This is a genomic window from Streptococcus sp. GMD4S, assembly GCF_000296955.1.
Genome location: NZ_AJRE01000446.1, coordinates 1 through 15,996 on the forward strand (window position 1 = coordinate 1; position 15,996 = coordinate 15,996).

Below are 15,996 nucleotides of genomic sequence, written 5' to 3' on the forward strand. Positions count from 1 at the left end.
CTCATGCCCCTTGAAGATTTCTTTATCCAGGATCCTGTCATTGACCAAGTCATAGTAGCCCTTCGAGATTTGCTTCGTCGTTTTGATTTAAAACCTTATGACGAAAAGGAACAGTCTGGCTTGATTCGAAATCTTGTGGTGCGTCGCGGGCACTATTCCGGACAAATCATGGTTATCTTAGTGACTACACGTCCTAAAATTTTCCGAGTGGAACAGTTGATTGAACAACTTATCAAGCAGTTCCCAGAGATTGTGTCTGTCATGCAAAATATCAATGACCGAAATACCAATGCGATTTTTGGTAAGGAGTGGAAGACTCTTTATGGTCAAGACAATATCACGGACCAGATGTTGGGAAATGACTACCAAATCGCTGGCCCAGCCTTTTACCAGGTCAATACAGAAATGGCAGAAAAACTTTATCAAACAGCTATTGACTTTGCGGAGTTAAGAGAAGATGATGTGGTGATCGATGCCTACTCAGGAATTGGAACCATTGGCTTATCTGTTGCTAAGCATGTCAAGGAAGTCTACGGTGTTGAAGTTATTCCAGAAGCGGTGGAGAATAGCAAAAAGAATGCGGCAATCAACGGGATTGCCAACGTCCACTATGTATGTGACACAGCTGAAAATGCCATGAAGAACTGGCTCAAGGAAGGTATTAAACAAACTCTCATCTTGGTCGACCCACCACGCAAGGGCTTGACCGAAAGCTTTATCGAGGCAAGCAGCCAAACAGGATCTGAACGCATTGCCTATATCTCATGTAATGTAGCAACTATGGCGCGTGATATCAAACTCTACCAAGAATTGGGTTATGAACTGCAGAAAGTACAACCAGTGGATCTATTTCCTCAAACGCATCATGTGGAGGCGGTAGCTCTGCTCGTGAAAGCCTAGAAACCTTTTAGCGAAAGGCTTTATGGAGTTGTAGCGCTCAATGTTATTTGTCAATAGTGGGGATGTATTAGAGTAAGAGTCAAAGTTGATGTAATTGAAATGATATTGATTGATTTGAGTTCGTTTAGATTTTTATTTCCATAAACGGTAGAGCGGGTATTGTATGCGAAGCTAGAATTATTGTTAGGATACTTGCCTACAATAATCCATGGTTTAGTAATGTGGTTATATAAATAACGTTGGATTTTGAATATATAAATGTAATGACTTGATTATTGCAAGTTTTTATGTAAAGATATAGACGTAATACTTTTAGAAGAAAGAGAGATGAAATGTCTAAAGTAAGTTATAGAACCCAATTAGGGGAATGTATAAATGGAGATTCACTACAAGAATTACAAGATTTGGGTGATAATAGTGTAAATTTAGTTGTAACTAGCCCTCCGTTTGCTTTACAACGCAAGAAGGAATATGGGAATGAGTCTCAAGAGAAATATGTAGAATGGTTGGCTCAATTTGCTAAAGTTGTTTTTGATAAGCTAAGGGATGATGGGAGTTTTGTTATTGATATAGGAGGAGCATATGAAAAAGGGGAACCCTCTTATAGTTTATATCAGTTTAGGGCCTTAATTAAATTTTGTGATGAAATAGGGTTTAAATTGGCTCAGCCGTTTTATTGGCATAATCCTTCAGCCTTGCCTTCCCCAATTGAATGGGTCAACAAAAGAAAATTAAGAGCAAAAACATCTGTTAATACAGTATGGTGGTTGTGTAAGGACCCTAGAAAATGTAAAGCAAATGTTAGCAAGGTGCTGAGCCCTTATTCTGATAGAATGAAAAAATTGATCAGTAGGCCAGAAGAGTATATAAAGGGGGCTACTGCAACACGTCCTTCAGGTCATGTTCATAATAAGGAAAGTTGGAGTAGAGATAATGGTGGTGCAATACCTTCAAATCTATTGCAAATACCTAATAGTGAGAGTAACAGTAAGTATTTAAGATATTGTAAAAAATACGGAATAAAAGGACACCCGGCAAGATTCCCTGCTGGACTTCCTGAATTTTTTATAAATTTTTTAACGGACGAGGGGGACTTAGTCATTGATATTTTTGGAGGGAGTAATACAACTGGAATGGTTGCAGAAAACAATAATAGACGTTGGAAAGCTTTTGAATTGTCAAAAGAGTATGCAGCCGCATCAATATTCAGATTTTTAGATGAAGATAATGAAAATGCTGAAAAATATTACCAGCAAATGATAGATGGTAAAACAGTTGAATTATAAAAACCCAATAGATCACTGGGCATTAATCAAAAATGCTGTCAGGATCTATTGGGTTTTCTTCATGAATCGGATAAATCATAGTACCATTTTCGCGAACAAAATTGACGTTAATTTTGGGATTATTAATATCTTTTTGAGTTCTAAGTTTCTCTTCCCATTTTTGGAAATAAGGTTCAAGGTCTCTTGCGTTCATAACATAGATTGCTTCAAGTGTGATTCCATGATAGATTGCAAATGACCATGGTACTCTTCTATATTTTTGAAGAATTTCAGTATTTAAATGATGATTGGTACTAAAACCCGAAGCTGTTGTGTCGAGGTTTATGGACTTCATTTCCCACTCAATTGTGGGATTTCTTCTTGAAGTCGCGTCATTTCCTTCTCTACCTGGTAGAGCATTTAAATAAAGATAAATCAGTTGTTGAACAACTTTGGCGCCATTATCTTGAAAAATATCATCAATTCCGTACTGTTTAGCAAAATCTCGTAATTCTTCTAATTTTGCCCAAAGCCCTTCTATCCGCTCTATCTCTTTTTTATGTTCATTATCAAAAAAAGCCATCGTTCCCTCCTAATAAGTTATTTTTTTCCTTACAAATATGACTAAAATTAATTATATCAGAAATAGTCTATAAAGTATATAGTCTAATTCTAAGACATATTTGAAACAGAATAATTTGATAGCTCAGGTTCTAATTAACTAATTTTTATAATTTAGAGTAATTCTTTTTCGCTTATAATAAAGATGCAGATTTCTGGAAAGGAGGAAAAATGGTCAGAAGGAGTTCTAAGAAATTAACGAAGAAGCAAGAGCGCATCCGTAATGCATTTGAATCCGAAAGAACCGTTGAAGTCATTCCAGCAGTTGTACAGAATGCTAGTTTAGGACAACAGAAAACCCGTGTAGCGGCTTATTGCCGGGTGAGTACCTTTGATGAATCCCAATCAGGTAGTTTTGAACTGCAGAAACAAACTTATCTGGAGCGGATTCAAAACACTCCCAATTGGGAATTGGTAGGCATTTATGCGGATCAGGGTGCATCAGGTACCACCATTAAGAAGCGTGAGCAGTTTCAGAAAATGCTAGAAGACTGCAGGCAAGGGAAAATTGATTTGATATTAGTCAAGAGTATCAGTCGATTTGCCCGGAACCAGCTTGACTTCATTAGCATCTACCGGGAGCTGAAAGCTTTACCTCATCCAGTAGGTATTTTAATAGAAGACATTAATCTAAACACACTGGATACCAAAGGAGAGCTGGTTCTTGGAGTCATGTCTATCGTGGCTCAAGGAGAGAGTGAACAAAAGAGTGCTTCGATTACCTGGTCGATTATTGAGCGTTTCAAACGTGGTATTCCGATTATTCCAACTCATAACCTGCTTGGCTATACCAAGGACAAGTATGGTCAAATCGTGATAGATGATTCGGAAGCCAAGGTAGTAAGGTACATCTACGATTCTTACATGAATGGCAAGACTGCGCGTGAAATTGCTGATGCGTTAATGGAACACCATATTCCAACGGTCACTGGACTTGAAAACTGGTCTACCCTTGCTGTTAATAACATTCTTAGGAATGAGAAGTATAAGGGTGAGATTATCATGCAGAAGACCTATACGGTTGACTGCTTTAGCCACAAGACACGGAAGAATAATGGTGAACGTCCGAAATACCGACTGAGAAATGGAATTCCTTCAATCATATCTGACTCTGACTGGAGTTTAGTACAAGAGCTACTCTCTCAACCGAGAAGAAGAACGAAATCTGCAAAGCTAGCTGTTGTGCCAAAACTCTATGTAAAAAAAGTGAAGTCAGGTATTTTGAAGGATTTTATTGTACTCGATTCTTCATGGAAAAAGAAGGAGATTCGAACTGTATTTAAAGGAGAAGAGTAATGAGATTTTCAGACTACGACCTACAGGTTATTACCATTGAGAAAAATGCCAGTGATTACAGTATGACTGTAAACAAGAACTTTGTGACCTTTAGTAAGGCCATAGCTGCTGAGCTGAATTACCCAAGTCATGTCATTGTGGCCTTCAACAAAGACACAAAAGTCATGGGGATTCAAGTATGTCATGCCAATACCAAGGGTTCCTATGAGTTCTGCAAGTCTAAGAAGATTCGAAAAGGTGTAGTTCAGATGATGAACAAGAATCTGAAAGAAGCTCTCTTGACCATCATGCCAGATTGGGAAAGTAATAAACGCTACAAGGTACCTGGTATTCATATTGCTGAGGATAGGGCCTTTGTCTTTGAGTTAAAAGGCTATGAGGTTCTTGAGGACTTTCGTAAACAGACACACCATGATATGGAGGACTTAGCAAATAGAAAAAACAAGAATCTATAAATTTCCTATTGCTTTTAAAAGTAATGAACTTTATAAAGCTGAAAATCCATTATTATAAAAGAAACAGGTCTAGTATATTCACTTTTCTAGACCTGTTTATCAATATTTGTTTAGAGAAAAATTTATGGCATTTAGTAAACAGTAAAAGTTAGAACGTACAACTATTGTTCATCTTTAAATATTAATGAATAGTGTTCGTTGTATCTCATGAAAGTCGGCTTGTCATCAAGAAGTTTGAATATTTGTAAAGCTTGTTTCATTTTATGCTTTCCTTCAATTTTATTATTTTGTTTCAACTCAAAATATCCTTGGGCATATAGGAAAACAGTTTTCTCATAGTAGCTCAACTCATTCTTTAAAAGCAATTCTATTTCTTGTATTAGAAAGTTGCAATGATTAAATCTATAATTATCAATACTTGCGATTAAGCAGTTCAAAGCAAGTTCTGTAACTAACCTTTTATTCGTTTTACTAACAAAACAGTAAAAATAGTTTTTTACCATTTCCTTTGTCAATAAGAAGAGAGTATCATAATTTAGTGTTCTCACACAATTTCCGAGGAGAATAATTTCATAATAGCCCCACTTTTCAATTTTAAATAAGTAGTCAGATAATTCTAATAATTCATTTTTAGTAGGCTTAGTAGATTTATCAAAAGTATAAATTATAGATTTTATCATTGTCCTTTCTAATGATGAAATTTTGTATGTTACATCTTCATTTAATAATAGCTTTATATTTGAGAATCTTTGTTTAGAGTATTCTTCCTGAATATATTTAATAAGATTAATAAAATTGTTAGGATGATTTTCATTGCTATGAATGGTCAAAAACTCTTCCAGAGTAATATTAAGCTTATCAAGTATATTCATTAGTCTGATGCATGATATTTCAGATTCGCCTCGCTCAAATCTTGAAATTTGAGATTTAGAAAGATATTCATCGGCTATTTTACAGATACTAACTTGTTTACCCTTTCGAACTTCTCTTAGTGTTTTGCCTAAAGATGATTTCATGATATTCCCACTTTCACAACAAAAAAATATTTTGATAAAAAATATTATACAATATCTGGTAATAAAAAGAAAGGACTTAAACCTATGAAAAAAATTTTTTTATTCCTTTTTTTAATATTGGATATTATTATTATCATTGGTATAAATAACCATGTTATGTTACTTTAACAAAACACGTAAAAAAGTATGATAGAGAACTTATGGAGTTCCATATATTATAGGAGTAGGTGTATGCTAGATGATATTGTAATCACAGGGATCGGCATCGTGTCTCCCTTAGGTATCGGAAAAAAAGAATTTTGGAAAAATAGTTTAAATGGGAAATCAGCTATTATACAGAGTAAAGAGATGATGAATGCTGGAATGAAATCATCTACTTATTCAAAAATAAAAGAATTGAATTATGAAAACCATCTTCAAAGTATAGAAGAACAGACATTGAAAAATCAATCGAAATTTGCTAAGAATGCTTATATTGCAGCAAAAGAGGCTATACTTGATGCACAGATAATAAATTATCTTGATAAAGAAAAAGTGGGAATTATCTCTAGCTCAGCGATTGGAGGAACACCTGAAATTCAAGAAATTTATGAAGAAATAACACAAGGAGGTATAGATGATATAGAGTACAAAAATGTAGGAGATAAATTTTACAATAATGGGATGTTTAATTATCCAGCTACTGAAATATCTAAAATATTTGGCTTTAATGGGATTTGCGTGTCCCTTTCCACAGGTTGTACAGCAGGTTTGGATGCTTTAATAACTGGAATTCAGTTATTAGAGAGTAATGAATTAGATATAGCAATTGTGGGAGCATCAGAAGCGCCTTTATGCACTTTGACCTATTCAACATTAAATGCTATCGGAGCTTTATCAAAATGGGAAGGTGAACCTAGTGAATCATCTAGACCCTTTGATAAAAAAAGGTGCGGATTTGTTATAAGTGAGTCATCCGTTTATCTAGTTTTGGAAAAGAAGAAACTAGCTGAAAAAAGGGAAAGAAGTATTTATGGCTATCTAAAAGGAGTAGCGAGTCTTTGTAATGCGAATCATATGACCGATTTAAAAGATTCAGAAGCTTTATCAGAAACCATACGACAAGCAATACAAAGAAGTGGATTAAATCTTAATGGTATTGATTATATCAATGCTCATGGTAGTTCGACACAACAGAATGACAAATGTGAAAGCGAGGCATTTCACAATGTATTTGGTAGTTTAATAGATGAAATTCCAGTAAGTTCCACTAAATCCATGATGGGACATCCATTATCTAGTGCGAGCCTAGTTGCCTTAGTCAGTACAATAGGGGCAATTCAGAATTCAATAGTTCCACCAAATATAAATTACGAATACCCTGATCACGAATGCGAATTAAATATTACCTTAAAACCAACAAATAAAATAATTAATACTGCATTGGTTACTGCAAGTGGTTTTGGAGGTATACATTCTGCCTGTATAATTGGGAAATGAGGAATTGAAATGACCACGAGAGTTGTTATAACAGGAAGAGGGATTGTCAATCCCTTAGGAAATAAAATATCAAAATTCAAGCATAATTTATATTCACTGCAAAATGGTATAAAAAAAATAGAGAGGTATGACACTTCCAAAAATAGAATTAAAGTTGCAGGAATTATTGATAATTTTGACGAATCGGTAATTTCTAGAAGAGTTAATCACAAAATTGATACTTTTATTAGATATGCAGTATATGCAGCTCAACAAGCTATGGAGGATAGCGGATTTAAAGAGTGTAGTAATTACAACTCATATAGGACAGGTGTTTTTGTCGGGAATAATTCAGGAGGATGGGACATTTCTGAAAGAGGATTCAAAGAATTGTACATAGATGGAGCTGAATTTGTTAACCCGTGGCAGGCAACGGCTTGGTTTCCTGCGGCAGCTCAGGGATATATCACAATACTTAACAAAATCCATGGTTATTCTAAGAGTTTTGTTGCAGACAGAGCAAGTGGTGCGATGAGCCTAAAATTTGCATATGAATCAATTAAATCTGGTTTTAATGATGTTGTTGTTTGTGGAGGTACTGAGGCTCCTATTACTAAACTAGCTACAGTTTGCTATTCGCAAACAAAAGATTTATATGAAAGTGAGGAAGCAGTGTACTATTCTCTCTATAATAGAGGGAATGGAATCGTACTAGGTGAAGGGAGTAGTTTTTTAGTACTTGAGGAATTGGAACATGCTTTAAGTAGGGGGGCTAAAATATATGGAGAAATTGTAGGCTCGAAATCTAACAGAGGAGACTATATAAAATGTATGGATAAATTAATGTCAGGTTTAGAATTGACTTATTCAAATTTAGATGTTTTTTTGCCTGAAGCATGTGGAGTTTATGAATGTGATAAGATTGAAGATCGATTCATTGATGATGTTTTATCAGATAATACTATTATTTCGACCCCTAAACAGCTATTTGGTCATCAATATGGAGCCTCTACGGTAACAGACGTATTAATTGGAACTATGTATATAGAGGATTCGATATGTATAGTTGACACTCGAAATAATAATATGAGGGTAAGTAGTGTTGATGAGGTTGATACAATATTAGTTTCATCAAGAACAAGAGAAGGTATTAATGTAGGAACGTTGTTAAAAAAATATAGGAGCTAAAAATGAAGGATATTTTAAATTTTTTAAAAGAAGCATTGGAAAATATTGGAATTGAGAAAGAAGAAATCAACAACAGTAGTTCTTTATCGGACTTCGACTTGGATTCTACAGAGAAAGTAGATTTATCATTAGCTATAAAACAGGAGTATTTTGTTGAAGTTGCTTTAGAAGATGATAAACAAAGTTTGATTGACTTATCTAATGAAATTTATTCAAAAAAGGAGAAATAAAATGAGTAAACCTATTAAAGAATATTATCAAAAAATATATAAAACCGAGAGTCCATCTGCTCATGAATGGACAGCAGGGACAGCCAATCCAGAGTTAGTTAACTTAGTATATGAGCAGAAAATTAAGCCAGAGTCTCATATTTTAGAAATAGGTTGTGGACTAGGGACCGAATCAGTCTTTTTAGGAATTAGGGGAATGAATGTGACTGCAGTTGATATTTCAGAATCTGCTATTTTGACAGCTAAAAAAATTGCTAGCGCATATGATGTAGTTGTGGATTGGAAAGTCGGTGACATTCTTGAAATGGAATTGGAAGAGAACAGTTTTGATGTTATTACGGATCAAGGGTGTTTTCATCATTTAACAGATGATGAAAGGAAAATTTATGCTAAGCAAATCCTTAAATTCTTAAAACCTGGCGGTATGTTTATTCTTCGTTGTTTTTCCGATAAAATTTCACCTGGAGCACAACCAAGGAGAATCTCAAGTGAAGAATTATTGGATACTTTTTATCCTGAATTTAAGTTAGAACATCTTGAGCGTATCCTATCATTTTCTACCCAAGATAGGCAGTTTCCACTGGGATGGTTCACCATTTGGTATAAATAATATGATTTATGGCCATGGTATAGATATTCAAAATTTTGAGCGAACTCGTGTATTGTTAGAAAAATATGATTCAATAATGGTTGACCTCATATATACTGAAAATGAGTGGAAATTTATTAAGCAATGTAATACGGACTGTATTTTTAGAGCGACCTTATTGTTTTCACTAAAAGAGTCAGCGTCAAAAGCACTTGGGACTGGTTTTAGAGGAATTAAATATAGCGATATAGAGATAAAAATAGAAAAACAAGCCTATATTTTAAATATTAAAGAAGGTTTATTTAAAGATAATTTTAATGCGTTGTTATCATTTACATGTGATCGTAATAATATTTACACATCTGTTATTTTAGAGGTAGAGTATGAATAGTTTAATTAAAACAATGTTTTTTGATCCAAGTAAGCATCCAAAGTTAGCAATAATTACTGACAAAACTAAATTTACGTATAAAGATTTACTGTTTAATATTTTTTGTCTCAAGGAATATTTATCTAGGCTTTCTATTCATAAAAACCAAACAGTATCAATATATATGAATGATTGTCCAGAATATGTTTTCTTATTTTGGGCATGTATATTTTCGGGAATTAGACCTATTTTAATAAATAAAAAAATGAATAGGGCAAACTTAGATTATTTATACTCTAATTCAAACTCAGTTTATTTAATTAGTGATATTGATTTAGAATGTGACAATCAAGCAATAGTGAAACTTGATGATATACGTTCTTACCTTAATACAAAAGAATGTACTGAAGAATTGAATTTTAGTAATATAGATTGTTTACCTAGTGATGTTCCTTCTTTTTATTTATGTACTTCGGGAAGCACTGGAAATTCTAAGATTATTCCACATACTCTGGATGATGTACTTAATTGTATAGAAAGTTTTCAAGCTACTTCTACATGTATTGTACCAGAGGATTTAATTTTTTCAGTGTCTAAAATTCCTTTTGCGTATGGATTTGGAAATAGTGTATATCTACCATTTTATGCAGGTGCAACAGTATTCATTTGCGAATATGATTCCATTTCACAGATATATAAAAGTATTTGTAGGAATAATCCTACAGTAGTTTTTGGAGTACCGACATTTTTTAATGCAATTCTAAAATTATATGATAACATAAATGAAATAGGTTCGAAGTTTAGAATGTGCATTTCTTGTGGAGAAACATTACCTAATGTAGTATTTGAAGAATGGAGCAGAAGGACAAATAATTATTTAGTTGAAGGAATGGGAACGACAGAACTTTTATACATTTTTTTTATAAATAGTTTACATTCACCAAAGAGTGGTAGTGTTGGAACACTTGTACCCGGATATTCAGCAAGGATTATCAAAAAAGATGGCAGTGAAGCCGAAATTAATGAGGTTGGGGAATTATTTGTATCTGGAAGGAGTTGCTGGAACAAAGAAGTTTCTGAAATAAGCACAGGGGATTTGTTTTACCGTGATGCAGGTAATAACTATTACTATTGTGGAAGAACAAATGATTTATTTAAAATTAATGGAAATTGGTTTAAGAGTTCTACTATAGAAAACGAACTGATTAGGCAGTCTGAAATTAATGAAGCGATGGTTAGAGTGAATCCGATCAACAAAACTTCAATTGAGGCATATATTGTTTTGGCTGATAATCAAAAAATATCAGATTTGAAACTAAAAAGTAGATTAAGAAAGAGAATCCCTCATTATGGGATTCCTGATAAATTTTTTAGAGTTCCTAAAATTCCAAAGGGAATTACAGGAAAAATAAATAGAGGAGCGGAGATAAAGACAAGTGAATAAGAACAATCTATTTAAAATAATTAATATAAAAGAGCTAACGGATGTAAAAACTCCATATGGTTGGGTAAAACCTATACTAAAGAATTTCTATTTAAGTACTACTCCTGACTTCACATTTGGTATTTCTAGTTTAAATTCGGGTAAAAGCCAAGAACTTCTTCATGAATTTAGTGATGAAATCATTATTTGTATCTCTGGAGAATTTAATATATATGTCAATAATATAAAATATGATATTCATGAAGAAGAATGTGTATTTATACCTAAAGGTCAAGCTTATAAGATTGAGAATGAAACAAATGCAGAGGTCAAAGTCATTTACATTGCATTTCCATTAGCTCCCAACCCAAAGTTAGGACATACTTACATAGAGAAAGGATAAATGATATGGATGAAATTAAAGAATTTAATCCTGAGGTAGTAAAAGCTTTTTTCGCCTTAACGGAAGAAATTACAAATGAAATTGATTTTTCACAAAGAGAAAAAGAATTGATATTAATTGCAATGTTCCTTGTAAATCGAGGAATTAGTGGACTTAATACTCATATTCATAGAGCATTATCTGCTGGAGCAAGTGAGGAAGAAATTTATCATACAATTTTATTAGGCCTTCCAGTTGTTGGAATTACAGACGTTAATCTTGCTTTTAAAGAAGCAACTAAAATTTTTGGAGAAAAATAAAAATGGTTAAATTTATTGATCTAAGTGTTTCTGTGGGAGATAACGATTCAGAACCCTCTAAATTTAAGCACACTAGGTTAACTAGTTCAGAGGGAGCAAAGGGACTAGCACAAAAAGCAGGAATACCCATATCTTCTTTCCCTAATAATGAATTTTTGACACTTGATACCTATACTTTATCGACTCATATGGGAACACATGTTGATGCTCCCATTCATTTTGGGGATAGTGAGAATGTAGAAAATATAAATACAAAATCTGTTGACCAATTGCCACTTGAATGGTTTTATGGTGAAGGTAAAGTATTAAACTTTTCAAAATTTCCTAGAAAAAAGAATATAGAGAAAGAAGATATAGTAAAGGTATTAGAAAAGGAAAAAATTGAAATTAAACCAAACGACATCGTACTTGTTTATACGGATATGGATAAGTTATATGGAACAAAAGAATATTTTACTGATGGGCCAGGGATGTCTAAAGAAGCTACAGAATTTTTGTTAGATTTGGGTGTTAAGGTAATAGGAATTGATAGTTATGGATTTGATAGATCCTTTCCAGTAATGTTAAACGAATTCAAAATTACTGGAAATAGAAATGTGCTATGGCCATCTCATTTCGTTGGAAGAACGCGTGAATATGTTCATATAGAGAAGCTGTGCAACCTAGATAAATTACCTAAAGAGGGGTTTTTGCTGTCTTTATTTCCAATAAAGTTAGATAAAGCGGATGCAGCTTGGGTGAGGGCAATAGCAATTGTGGAGGAGTAGATGAAAGTAAAGAATGAAATAATAATAAAAGATAGACTTGAAGATGTCTTTGAAATAACGAATGATGTTAGAAACTGGCCGTTGCTATTCAAAAACTATACAAAAGTTGAAATACTTGAAGAAGATGAAAATAGTATAAAGTTTAGATTATTTATGAATGATGGTCAAAAAGAGATTTCATGGATTTCCTTACGGAAGACCGATAGAAAAAAGTTTTCAGTAGAAGGTGAGAGATTAGATCCAGTTTTTCCATTTGATTATATGAAACTGAAATGGTATTATGAACGGGTTAAGGAAGGGACAAAATTGTCATGGGAGCAAGAGTTTATCCCTTCTAAATCATTGAATCCTGCTGACCAAAAGCGCCTTATTGAACATATGTTGAATAGTCCTCAAAAAGAATTGCAATATATAAAAGAAAGATATGAACGCATTGTTAAAAAAGAAAAAGATAAAGATTAAAAATAAAATAATGTGCTATTCTATTAATTCATCTTGGGAAAAAAGTAAAGATAATCTTTTACTTTTTTTTATTCATGGTCTATCAGAACATCCCTTAGTTTGGGAAAAGATTATTACTTATTTACCAACATATAGATGCTGTGTGTTATATAGGCCAGGATATGATTCTTCGTTTTCTGAAAATGAATCACAAATATTAGAATGTGTTATTCGTAGATTATGTCATATACAACAATGTAACAATTATTTTATTGTAGGGCACTCGTTAGGAGCTTATATAACACTTCAACTTAATAAATTTTTACCAAAGGGGAGAGTCTTAATCTCTCCATTTGAGTCAATCAAGTTAGGTCAATTAACTTTTAGCTCATATGAAGAATTTGAATATAGTCTTGAAAAAGGATTTAAATCGGATGTTACAGGAGACCTCAAACAAGAGTATTTTAAATTAACGAGGGAAATAGGCCTTTCAGTCATAAATAAAGATATTGAACTACATAGTAGTCTGAACTCAATTAATAGAATCATTGAACTACCAACATTGATAGTAAGACCATTATACGATCAAGTAATTTCTAATCGAAGGTTTAAAAAATTGTTGCAAAAAATTCCATATGCTACTACTGAATTTATTGCCGGCGGACACAATATAATCTATGAATCTCCAAAATTGATAAGCAGTTCTATTGCCCGTTTTATTGAGGAAAAGATATGAAATTAACTATTTATTTTGATAATGCTTTTTGGTATGGCCTAATTGAATATACAGATTATAATAATAATTATAGAGTAATTAAACATTTATTTGGTAGCGAACCTAAAGACTTTGAAGTTTTTGAGTTTATCTATAAAAAATTACCCTATCTTATTGAAAAAAATAATAAAATTGTAGTTTCATCGTCAGAGTTACAAACATTACCAAAAGATAAAAAAATTAACCCCAAAAGGATGCAAAGAGAGATAAATAAGGCTAAAAATAAACCTGTAGTATCTACTAAGGCTCAGAAGGAATTATCTAAGGTTCATGAGTTAGTGAAGAAAGAAAAAAGATTAAGTAACAAGAGACGTAAAGAGGAAATGAAGGAACGTCGATTTCAGTTAAAGGCGCAAAAACGCCTAGAAAAAAGAAAAGGGCATTAATAATATTTTGGTTTTAAAAGTATTATTATGATACCCTTTGCTTTTACAGAATATAAGGTTGAATATAGATTATGCAATGGGAAAAAGTAGTTTTTTTCAAGAATTGTTGTTATAATGATACTAAAAGTGGAGTCAAAGAATATAATTAGATTAGCTTTAAAAGGGCTAATTTGGGGTAGGACGAAATGTAAGGAGAAAAATATTTTATAAAGGGAGATTGTTATGTCATTTCAAACCTTATTCCAAAATACATTTTATAATGAGCTTTTTGCTAAGATTAATTCGTATGTTTATAACTCTAGAGAATCTTTAAATATATCCTCATATTCAATTGATGATATCAATTTTGCCAAACTAGATGACTTTTCTATAAAGAGTATTCATGCAAGCAATAAAAGTGGAGACTTTATTGTTTCGGATTTACTTGTAATTGGTTTTTTAAATATTGGAGGTCATGGTCGATTTGGCTATGAAAATGACAGTGCTGAAATCTGGCTTTCAGTAAAAGTAAAGTACCTATTGGCAGATGGTCTTCATCAATTTTCTGTCTTAAAAATTAAGCCTTATGTTCCTTCAAGTGAGAAGGGGCCTGTTCCTTATTTTTCAAAAGAATTTGTGCCCTATGTTAGCGCGAAGAATATGGATAGTATTGCAGAAGATATTTTAGAACAATATTATCCGGAGATGCTGCAAGCTCCTATGGCACTGCCCATCTATGATTTTGCAGGGAATATTGGAGTTGAGGTTGAAGAGGGTACTCTTTCTTCAGATAGCTCTATTTTTGGTGAGATGGTTTTTAAAGATAGCCTTGTGACTTTCTTTGATGGTAATCAAGAAAAGGAACGTACTGTGAAAGCCGGAACTGTTCTCGTTGACCCTAAGGTAAAAGGACTTCGGAATCAGGGAGGCTTTAATAATACCATTATTCATGAATGTGTTCACTGGCTCCTGCATCGTACTCACAATGAATACAAGAGTTTATTAGGATCGAAAGATACCAAAATTTCTAGCCGTTTAAATCGCTCTGCTATTAAAGAAGATAAGTGGAGTGCTTACGACTGGATGGAGTGGCAGGCCAATGGTATTGCGGCGAGAATTCTAATGCCAAGGAAAACCACAAAAATGATGGTTCAGGAACTGTTTCTCAAGTACTCGTTCCTTTTTGATGAAGATGAAAGAATCACCATGTTTGAACAGGTGATTGACGATTTAGCTCAATTCTTTCAAGTGTCCCGATGGGCTGTAAAAATTCGCATGATGCAGCTTGGTTATACCGAGTTTGAAGGCATCTACAAGTATGTGGGGCATGAATACATCAAGAGCTACACCTGTGAAGCGGATGCGATTCAGAACAATCAGACCTTTACCATCTCTTTTAACAATGCTTGTTTTTTGAACTTCAAGAACGAACGCTTTAGAGAGCTGATGGATTCAGGGAAATATGTTTATGTAGATTCTCATTTCTGCCTAAACTCTGAGAAGTATGTTCGTATGGTAGAATATGGAGTTTATCAAATGACTGACTATGCATACTCCCATATGGATGAATGCTGTCTCGTATTTGATATCCACTATGCAGGTCGGAAAAGTATTAGTTTTAAGGATTTCAATGATTATATCTTGTATCGTGGAAATCTGCCTGAACTAAAAATTGAGATAGATTTCTCAGAACACATCATTGAAGTCAACTCAATCCCGGAATACTCCGGCCATATTTTCCCTGAGATTCAGCGCATTATGGAATCTCTTCCGAATCATTTTTGTGGTACATTGCGTTTCCATCGAGATAGGAAGAATTGTACACAGGAACAATTGGAAGAATACAGTGGCGTTAGTGTTTCTACAATAGAGAGAATGGAAACAAAGCACGGAGAGAATGGTAAGTTGAAGAACATAATTGCCGTCTGTATCGGCCTAAAGCTGTATCCAGATTTTAGCTTTGATTTGATTAGGAAGAGCACTCACAGTTTTAATGACCTGCTTCCTCACCACTGTGCTTATAAAATGATTCTAAGAAGTTGTTACCACCTTTCATTAGAAGAAGTAAATGAAAAACTAAAATCGATGAATGTGAAAACAATTTAAAAATTTTTTATGTTGCACCCCTCATTTTT

The 15,996-nt window shown here is 33.4% G+C and carries 19 protein-coding genes; 17 read left to right on the top strand and 2 right to left on the bottom strand.

The genetic code is table 11. From position 1 onward, the window contains the following. Together rlmD and GMD4S_RS10625 are read left to right on the top strand one after the other, a co-directional pair. Positions 1–900: 23S rRNA (uracil(1939)-C(5))-methyltransferase RlmD (rlmD, locus tag GMD4S_RS10620; protein WP_000674997.1), on the top strand; the 900-nt coding region annotated here is incomplete at its 5' end. A gap of 332 nt (positions 901–1,232) precedes the next feature. Further along, positions 1,233–2,186 carry a DNA-methyltransferase gene (locus GMD4S_RS10625; protein ID WP_000049349.1) on the top strand — a complete coding sequence of 318 codons (954 nt, stop codon included), beginning with the start codon at positions 1,233–1,235 and terminating at the stop codon, positions 2,184–2,186. 22 nt (positions 2,187–2,208) lie between these two features. On the opposite strand, the gene GMD4S_RS10630 is transcribed toward GMD4S_RS10625, so the two are convergent. After that, the gene (locus tag GMD4S_RS10630; RefSeq protein WP_000863700.1) at positions 2,209–2,748 is read right to left on the bottom strand and encodes a hypothetical protein; all 540 of its coding nucleotides are present in this window, start codon (positions 2,746–2,748) and stop codon (positions 2,209–2,211) included. Positions 2,749–2,957: 209 nt separating this feature from the next. Between GMD4S_RS10630 and GMD4S_RS10635 the strand changes: the two genes are divergently transcribed. After that, positions 2,958–4,082: a recombinase family protein gene (locus tag GMD4S_RS10635; protein ID WP_008287977.1), complete on the top strand. Its 1,125-nt coding sequence runs from the start codon at positions 2,958–2,960 to the stop codon at positions 4,080–4,082. Beyond that, the gene (locus GMD4S_RS10640) at positions 4,082–4,537 is read left to right on the top strand and encodes a hypothetical protein (protein WP_001212337.1); all 456 of its coding nucleotides are present in this window, start codon (positions 4,082–4,084) and stop codon (positions 4,535–4,537) included. Before GMD4S_RS10635 ends, GMD4S_RS10640 begins: the two co-directional genes overlap by 1 nt. A gap of 161 nt (positions 4,538–4,698) precedes the next feature. Here the strand turns inward: GMD4S_RS10640 and GMD4S_RS10645 are convergent, their stop codons facing one another. Then, positions 4,699–5,553 (bottom strand): helix-turn-helix domain-containing protein, encoded by an 855-nt coding sequence (locus GMD4S_RS10645; protein ID WP_000842631.1) that lies wholly within the window; start codon positions 5,551–5,553, stop codon positions 4,699–4,701. A gap of 231 nt (positions 5,554–5,784) precedes the next feature. On the opposite strand from GMD4S_RS10645, the gene GMD4S_RS10650 reads away from it, so the two are divergent. From GMD4S_RS10650 to GMD4S_RS10710, 13 genes are all read left to right on the top strand, one after another. Then, entirely contained in the window at positions 5,785–7,032 is a 1,248-nt protein-coding gene (locus GMD4S_RS10650) for a beta-ketoacyl-[acyl-carrier-protein] synthase family protein (RefSeq protein ID WP_000883312.1), read from the top strand. A 9-nt stretch (positions 7,033–7,041) separates the two neighbouring features. Next, positions 7,042–8,199, top strand: a complete 1,158-nt coding sequence (locus tag GMD4S_RS10655; RefSeq protein ID WP_000213426.1) for a beta-ketoacyl-[acyl-carrier-protein] synthase family protein — start codon at positions 7,042–7,044, stop codon at positions 8,197–8,199. A gap of 2 nt (positions 8,200–8,201) precedes the next feature. Then, positions 8,202–8,429 (top strand): hypothetical protein, encoded by a 228-nt coding sequence (locus GMD4S_RS10660; protein ID WP_000651810.1) that lies wholly within the window; start codon positions 8,202–8,204, stop codon positions 8,427–8,429. Between the two features lies 1 nt (position 8,430). Beyond that, positions 8,431–9,039 carry a class I SAM-dependent methyltransferase gene (locus GMD4S_RS10665; protein WP_000042567.1) on the top strand — a complete coding sequence of 203 codons (609 nt, stop codon included), beginning with the start codon at positions 8,431–8,433 and terminating at the stop codon, positions 9,037–9,039. 1 nt (position 9,040) lies between these two features. After that, on the top strand, positions 9,041–9,409 hold the full coding sequence (locus tag GMD4S_RS10670) for a 4'-phosphopantetheinyl transferase superfamily protein (protein WP_000639096.1): 369 nt from the start codon (positions 9,041–9,043) through the stop codon (positions 9,407–9,409). Next, on the top strand, positions 9,402–10,832 hold the full coding sequence (locus tag GMD4S_RS10675) for an AMP-binding protein (protein WP_001086650.1): 1,431 nt from the start codon (positions 9,402–9,404) through the stop codon (positions 10,830–10,832). The genes GMD4S_RS10670 and GMD4S_RS10675 overlap by 8 nt, the downstream gene beginning before the upstream one ends. Beyond that, entirely contained in the window at positions 10,825–11,214 is a 390-nt protein-coding gene (locus GMD4S_RS10680) for a cupin domain-containing protein (RefSeq protein WP_001039061.1), read from the top strand. Before GMD4S_RS10675 ends, GMD4S_RS10680 begins: the two co-directional genes overlap by 8 nt. Before the next feature lie 5 nt (positions 11,215–11,219). Then, the gene (locus tag GMD4S_RS10685) at positions 11,220–11,513 is read left to right on the top strand and encodes a carboxymuconolactone decarboxylase family protein (protein ID WP_000343399.1); all 294 of its coding nucleotides are present in this window, start codon (positions 11,220–11,222) and stop codon (positions 11,511–11,513) included. A 2-nt stretch (positions 11,514–11,515) separates the two neighbouring features. After that, positions 11,516–12,280 (top strand): cyclase family protein, encoded by a 765-nt coding sequence (locus tag GMD4S_RS10690; RefSeq protein ID WP_000238214.1) that lies wholly within the window; start codon positions 11,516–11,518, stop codon positions 12,278–12,280. Continuing rightward, positions 12,281–12,742: an SRPBCC family protein gene (locus GMD4S_RS10695; RefSeq protein ID WP_000865291.1), complete on the top strand. Its 462-nt coding sequence runs from the start codon at positions 12,281–12,283 to the stop codon at positions 12,740–12,742. After that, complete coding sequence (locus tag GMD4S_RS10700; protein WP_000992810.1) at positions 12,705–13,457, top strand: alpha/beta fold hydrolase; 753 nt, start codon at positions 12,705–12,707, stop codon at positions 13,455–13,457. Before GMD4S_RS10695 ends, GMD4S_RS10700 begins: the two co-directional genes overlap by 38 nt. Next, entirely contained in the window at positions 13,454–13,882 is a 429-nt protein-coding gene (locus GMD4S_RS10705; protein WP_000778909.1) for a YjdF family protein, read from the top strand. The genes GMD4S_RS10700 and GMD4S_RS10705 overlap by 4 nt, the downstream gene beginning before the upstream one ends. Before the next feature lie 222 nt (positions 13,883–14,104). Next, positions 14,105–15,967 (top strand): XRE family transcriptional regulator, encoded by a 1,863-nt coding sequence (locus GMD4S_RS10710; protein WP_000009955.1) that lies wholly within the window; start codon positions 14,105–14,107, stop codon positions 15,965–15,967. Positions 15,968–15,996 lie beyond the last annotated feature (29 nt).

What these genes read in the sequence shown, in the direction of transcription:
- GMD4S_RS10650 (WP_000883312.1), top strand. Translation starts at nt 5,785, where the DNA reads ATGCTAGATGATATTGTAATCACAGGGATCGGCATCGTGTCTCCCTTA.
- GMD4S_RS10645 (WP_000842631.1), bottom strand. Translation starts at nt 5,553, where the DNA reads ATGAAATCATCTTTAGGCAAAACACTAAGAGAAGTTCGAAAGGGTAAA.
- GMD4S_RS10690 (WP_000238214.1), top strand. Translation starts at nt 11,516, where the DNA reads ATGGTTAAATTTATTGATCTAAGTGTTTCTGTGGGAGATAACGATTCA.
- GMD4S_RS10710 (WP_000009955.1), top strand. Translation starts at nt 14,105, where the DNA reads ATGTCATTTCAAACCTTATTCCAAAATACATTTTATAATGAGCTTTTT.
- GMD4S_RS10640 (WP_001212337.1), top strand. Translation starts at nt 4,082, where the DNA reads ATGAGATTTTCAGACTACGACCTACAGGTTATTACCATTGAGAAAAAT.
- GMD4S_RS10695 (WP_000865291.1), top strand. Translation starts at nt 12,281, where the DNA reads ATGAAAGTAAAGAATGAAATAATAATAAAAGATAGACTTGAAGATGTC.
- GMD4S_RS10670 (WP_000639096.1), top strand. Translation starts at nt 9,041, where the DNA reads ATGATTTATGGCCATGGTATAGATATTCAAAATTTTGAGCGAACTCGT.
- GMD4S_RS10635 (WP_008287977.1), top strand. Translation starts at nt 2,958, where the DNA reads ATGGTCAGAAGGAGTTCTAAGAAATTAACGAAGAAGCAAGAGCGCATC.
- GMD4S_RS10675 (WP_001086650.1), top strand. Translation starts at nt 9,402, where the DNA reads ATGAATAGTTTAATTAAAACAATGTTTTTTGATCCAAGTAAGCATCCA.
- GMD4S_RS10685 (WP_000343399.1), top strand. Translation starts at nt 11,220, where the DNA reads ATGGATGAAATTAAAGAATTTAATCCTGAGGTAGTAAAAGCTTTTTTC.
- GMD4S_RS10625 (WP_000049349.1), top strand. Translation starts at nt 1,233, where the DNA reads ATGTCTAAAGTAAGTTATAGAACCCAATTAGGGGAATGTATAAATGGA.
- GMD4S_RS10700 (WP_000992810.1), top strand. Translation starts at nt 12,705, where the DNA reads ATGAACGCATTGTTAAAAAAGAAAAAGATAAAGATTAAAAATAAAATA.
- GMD4S_RS10655 (WP_000213426.1), top strand. Translation starts at nt 7,042, where the DNA reads ATGACCACGAGAGTTGTTATAACAGGAAGAGGGATTGTCAATCCCTTA.
- GMD4S_RS10660 (WP_000651810.1), top strand. Translation starts at nt 8,202, where the DNA reads ATGAAGGATATTTTAAATTTTTTAAAAGAAGCATTGGAAAATATTGGA.
- GMD4S_RS10630 (WP_000863700.1), bottom strand. Translation starts at nt 2,748, where the DNA reads ATGGCTTTTTTTGATAATGAACATAAAAAAGAGATAGAGCGGATAGAA.
- GMD4S_RS10665 (WP_000042567.1), top strand. Translation starts at nt 8,431, where the DNA reads ATGAGTAAACCTATTAAAGAATATTATCAAAAAATATATAAAACCGAG.
- GMD4S_RS10705 (WP_000778909.1), top strand. Translation starts at nt 13,454, where the DNA reads ATGAAATTAACTATTTATTTTGATAATGCTTTTTGGTATGGCCTAATT.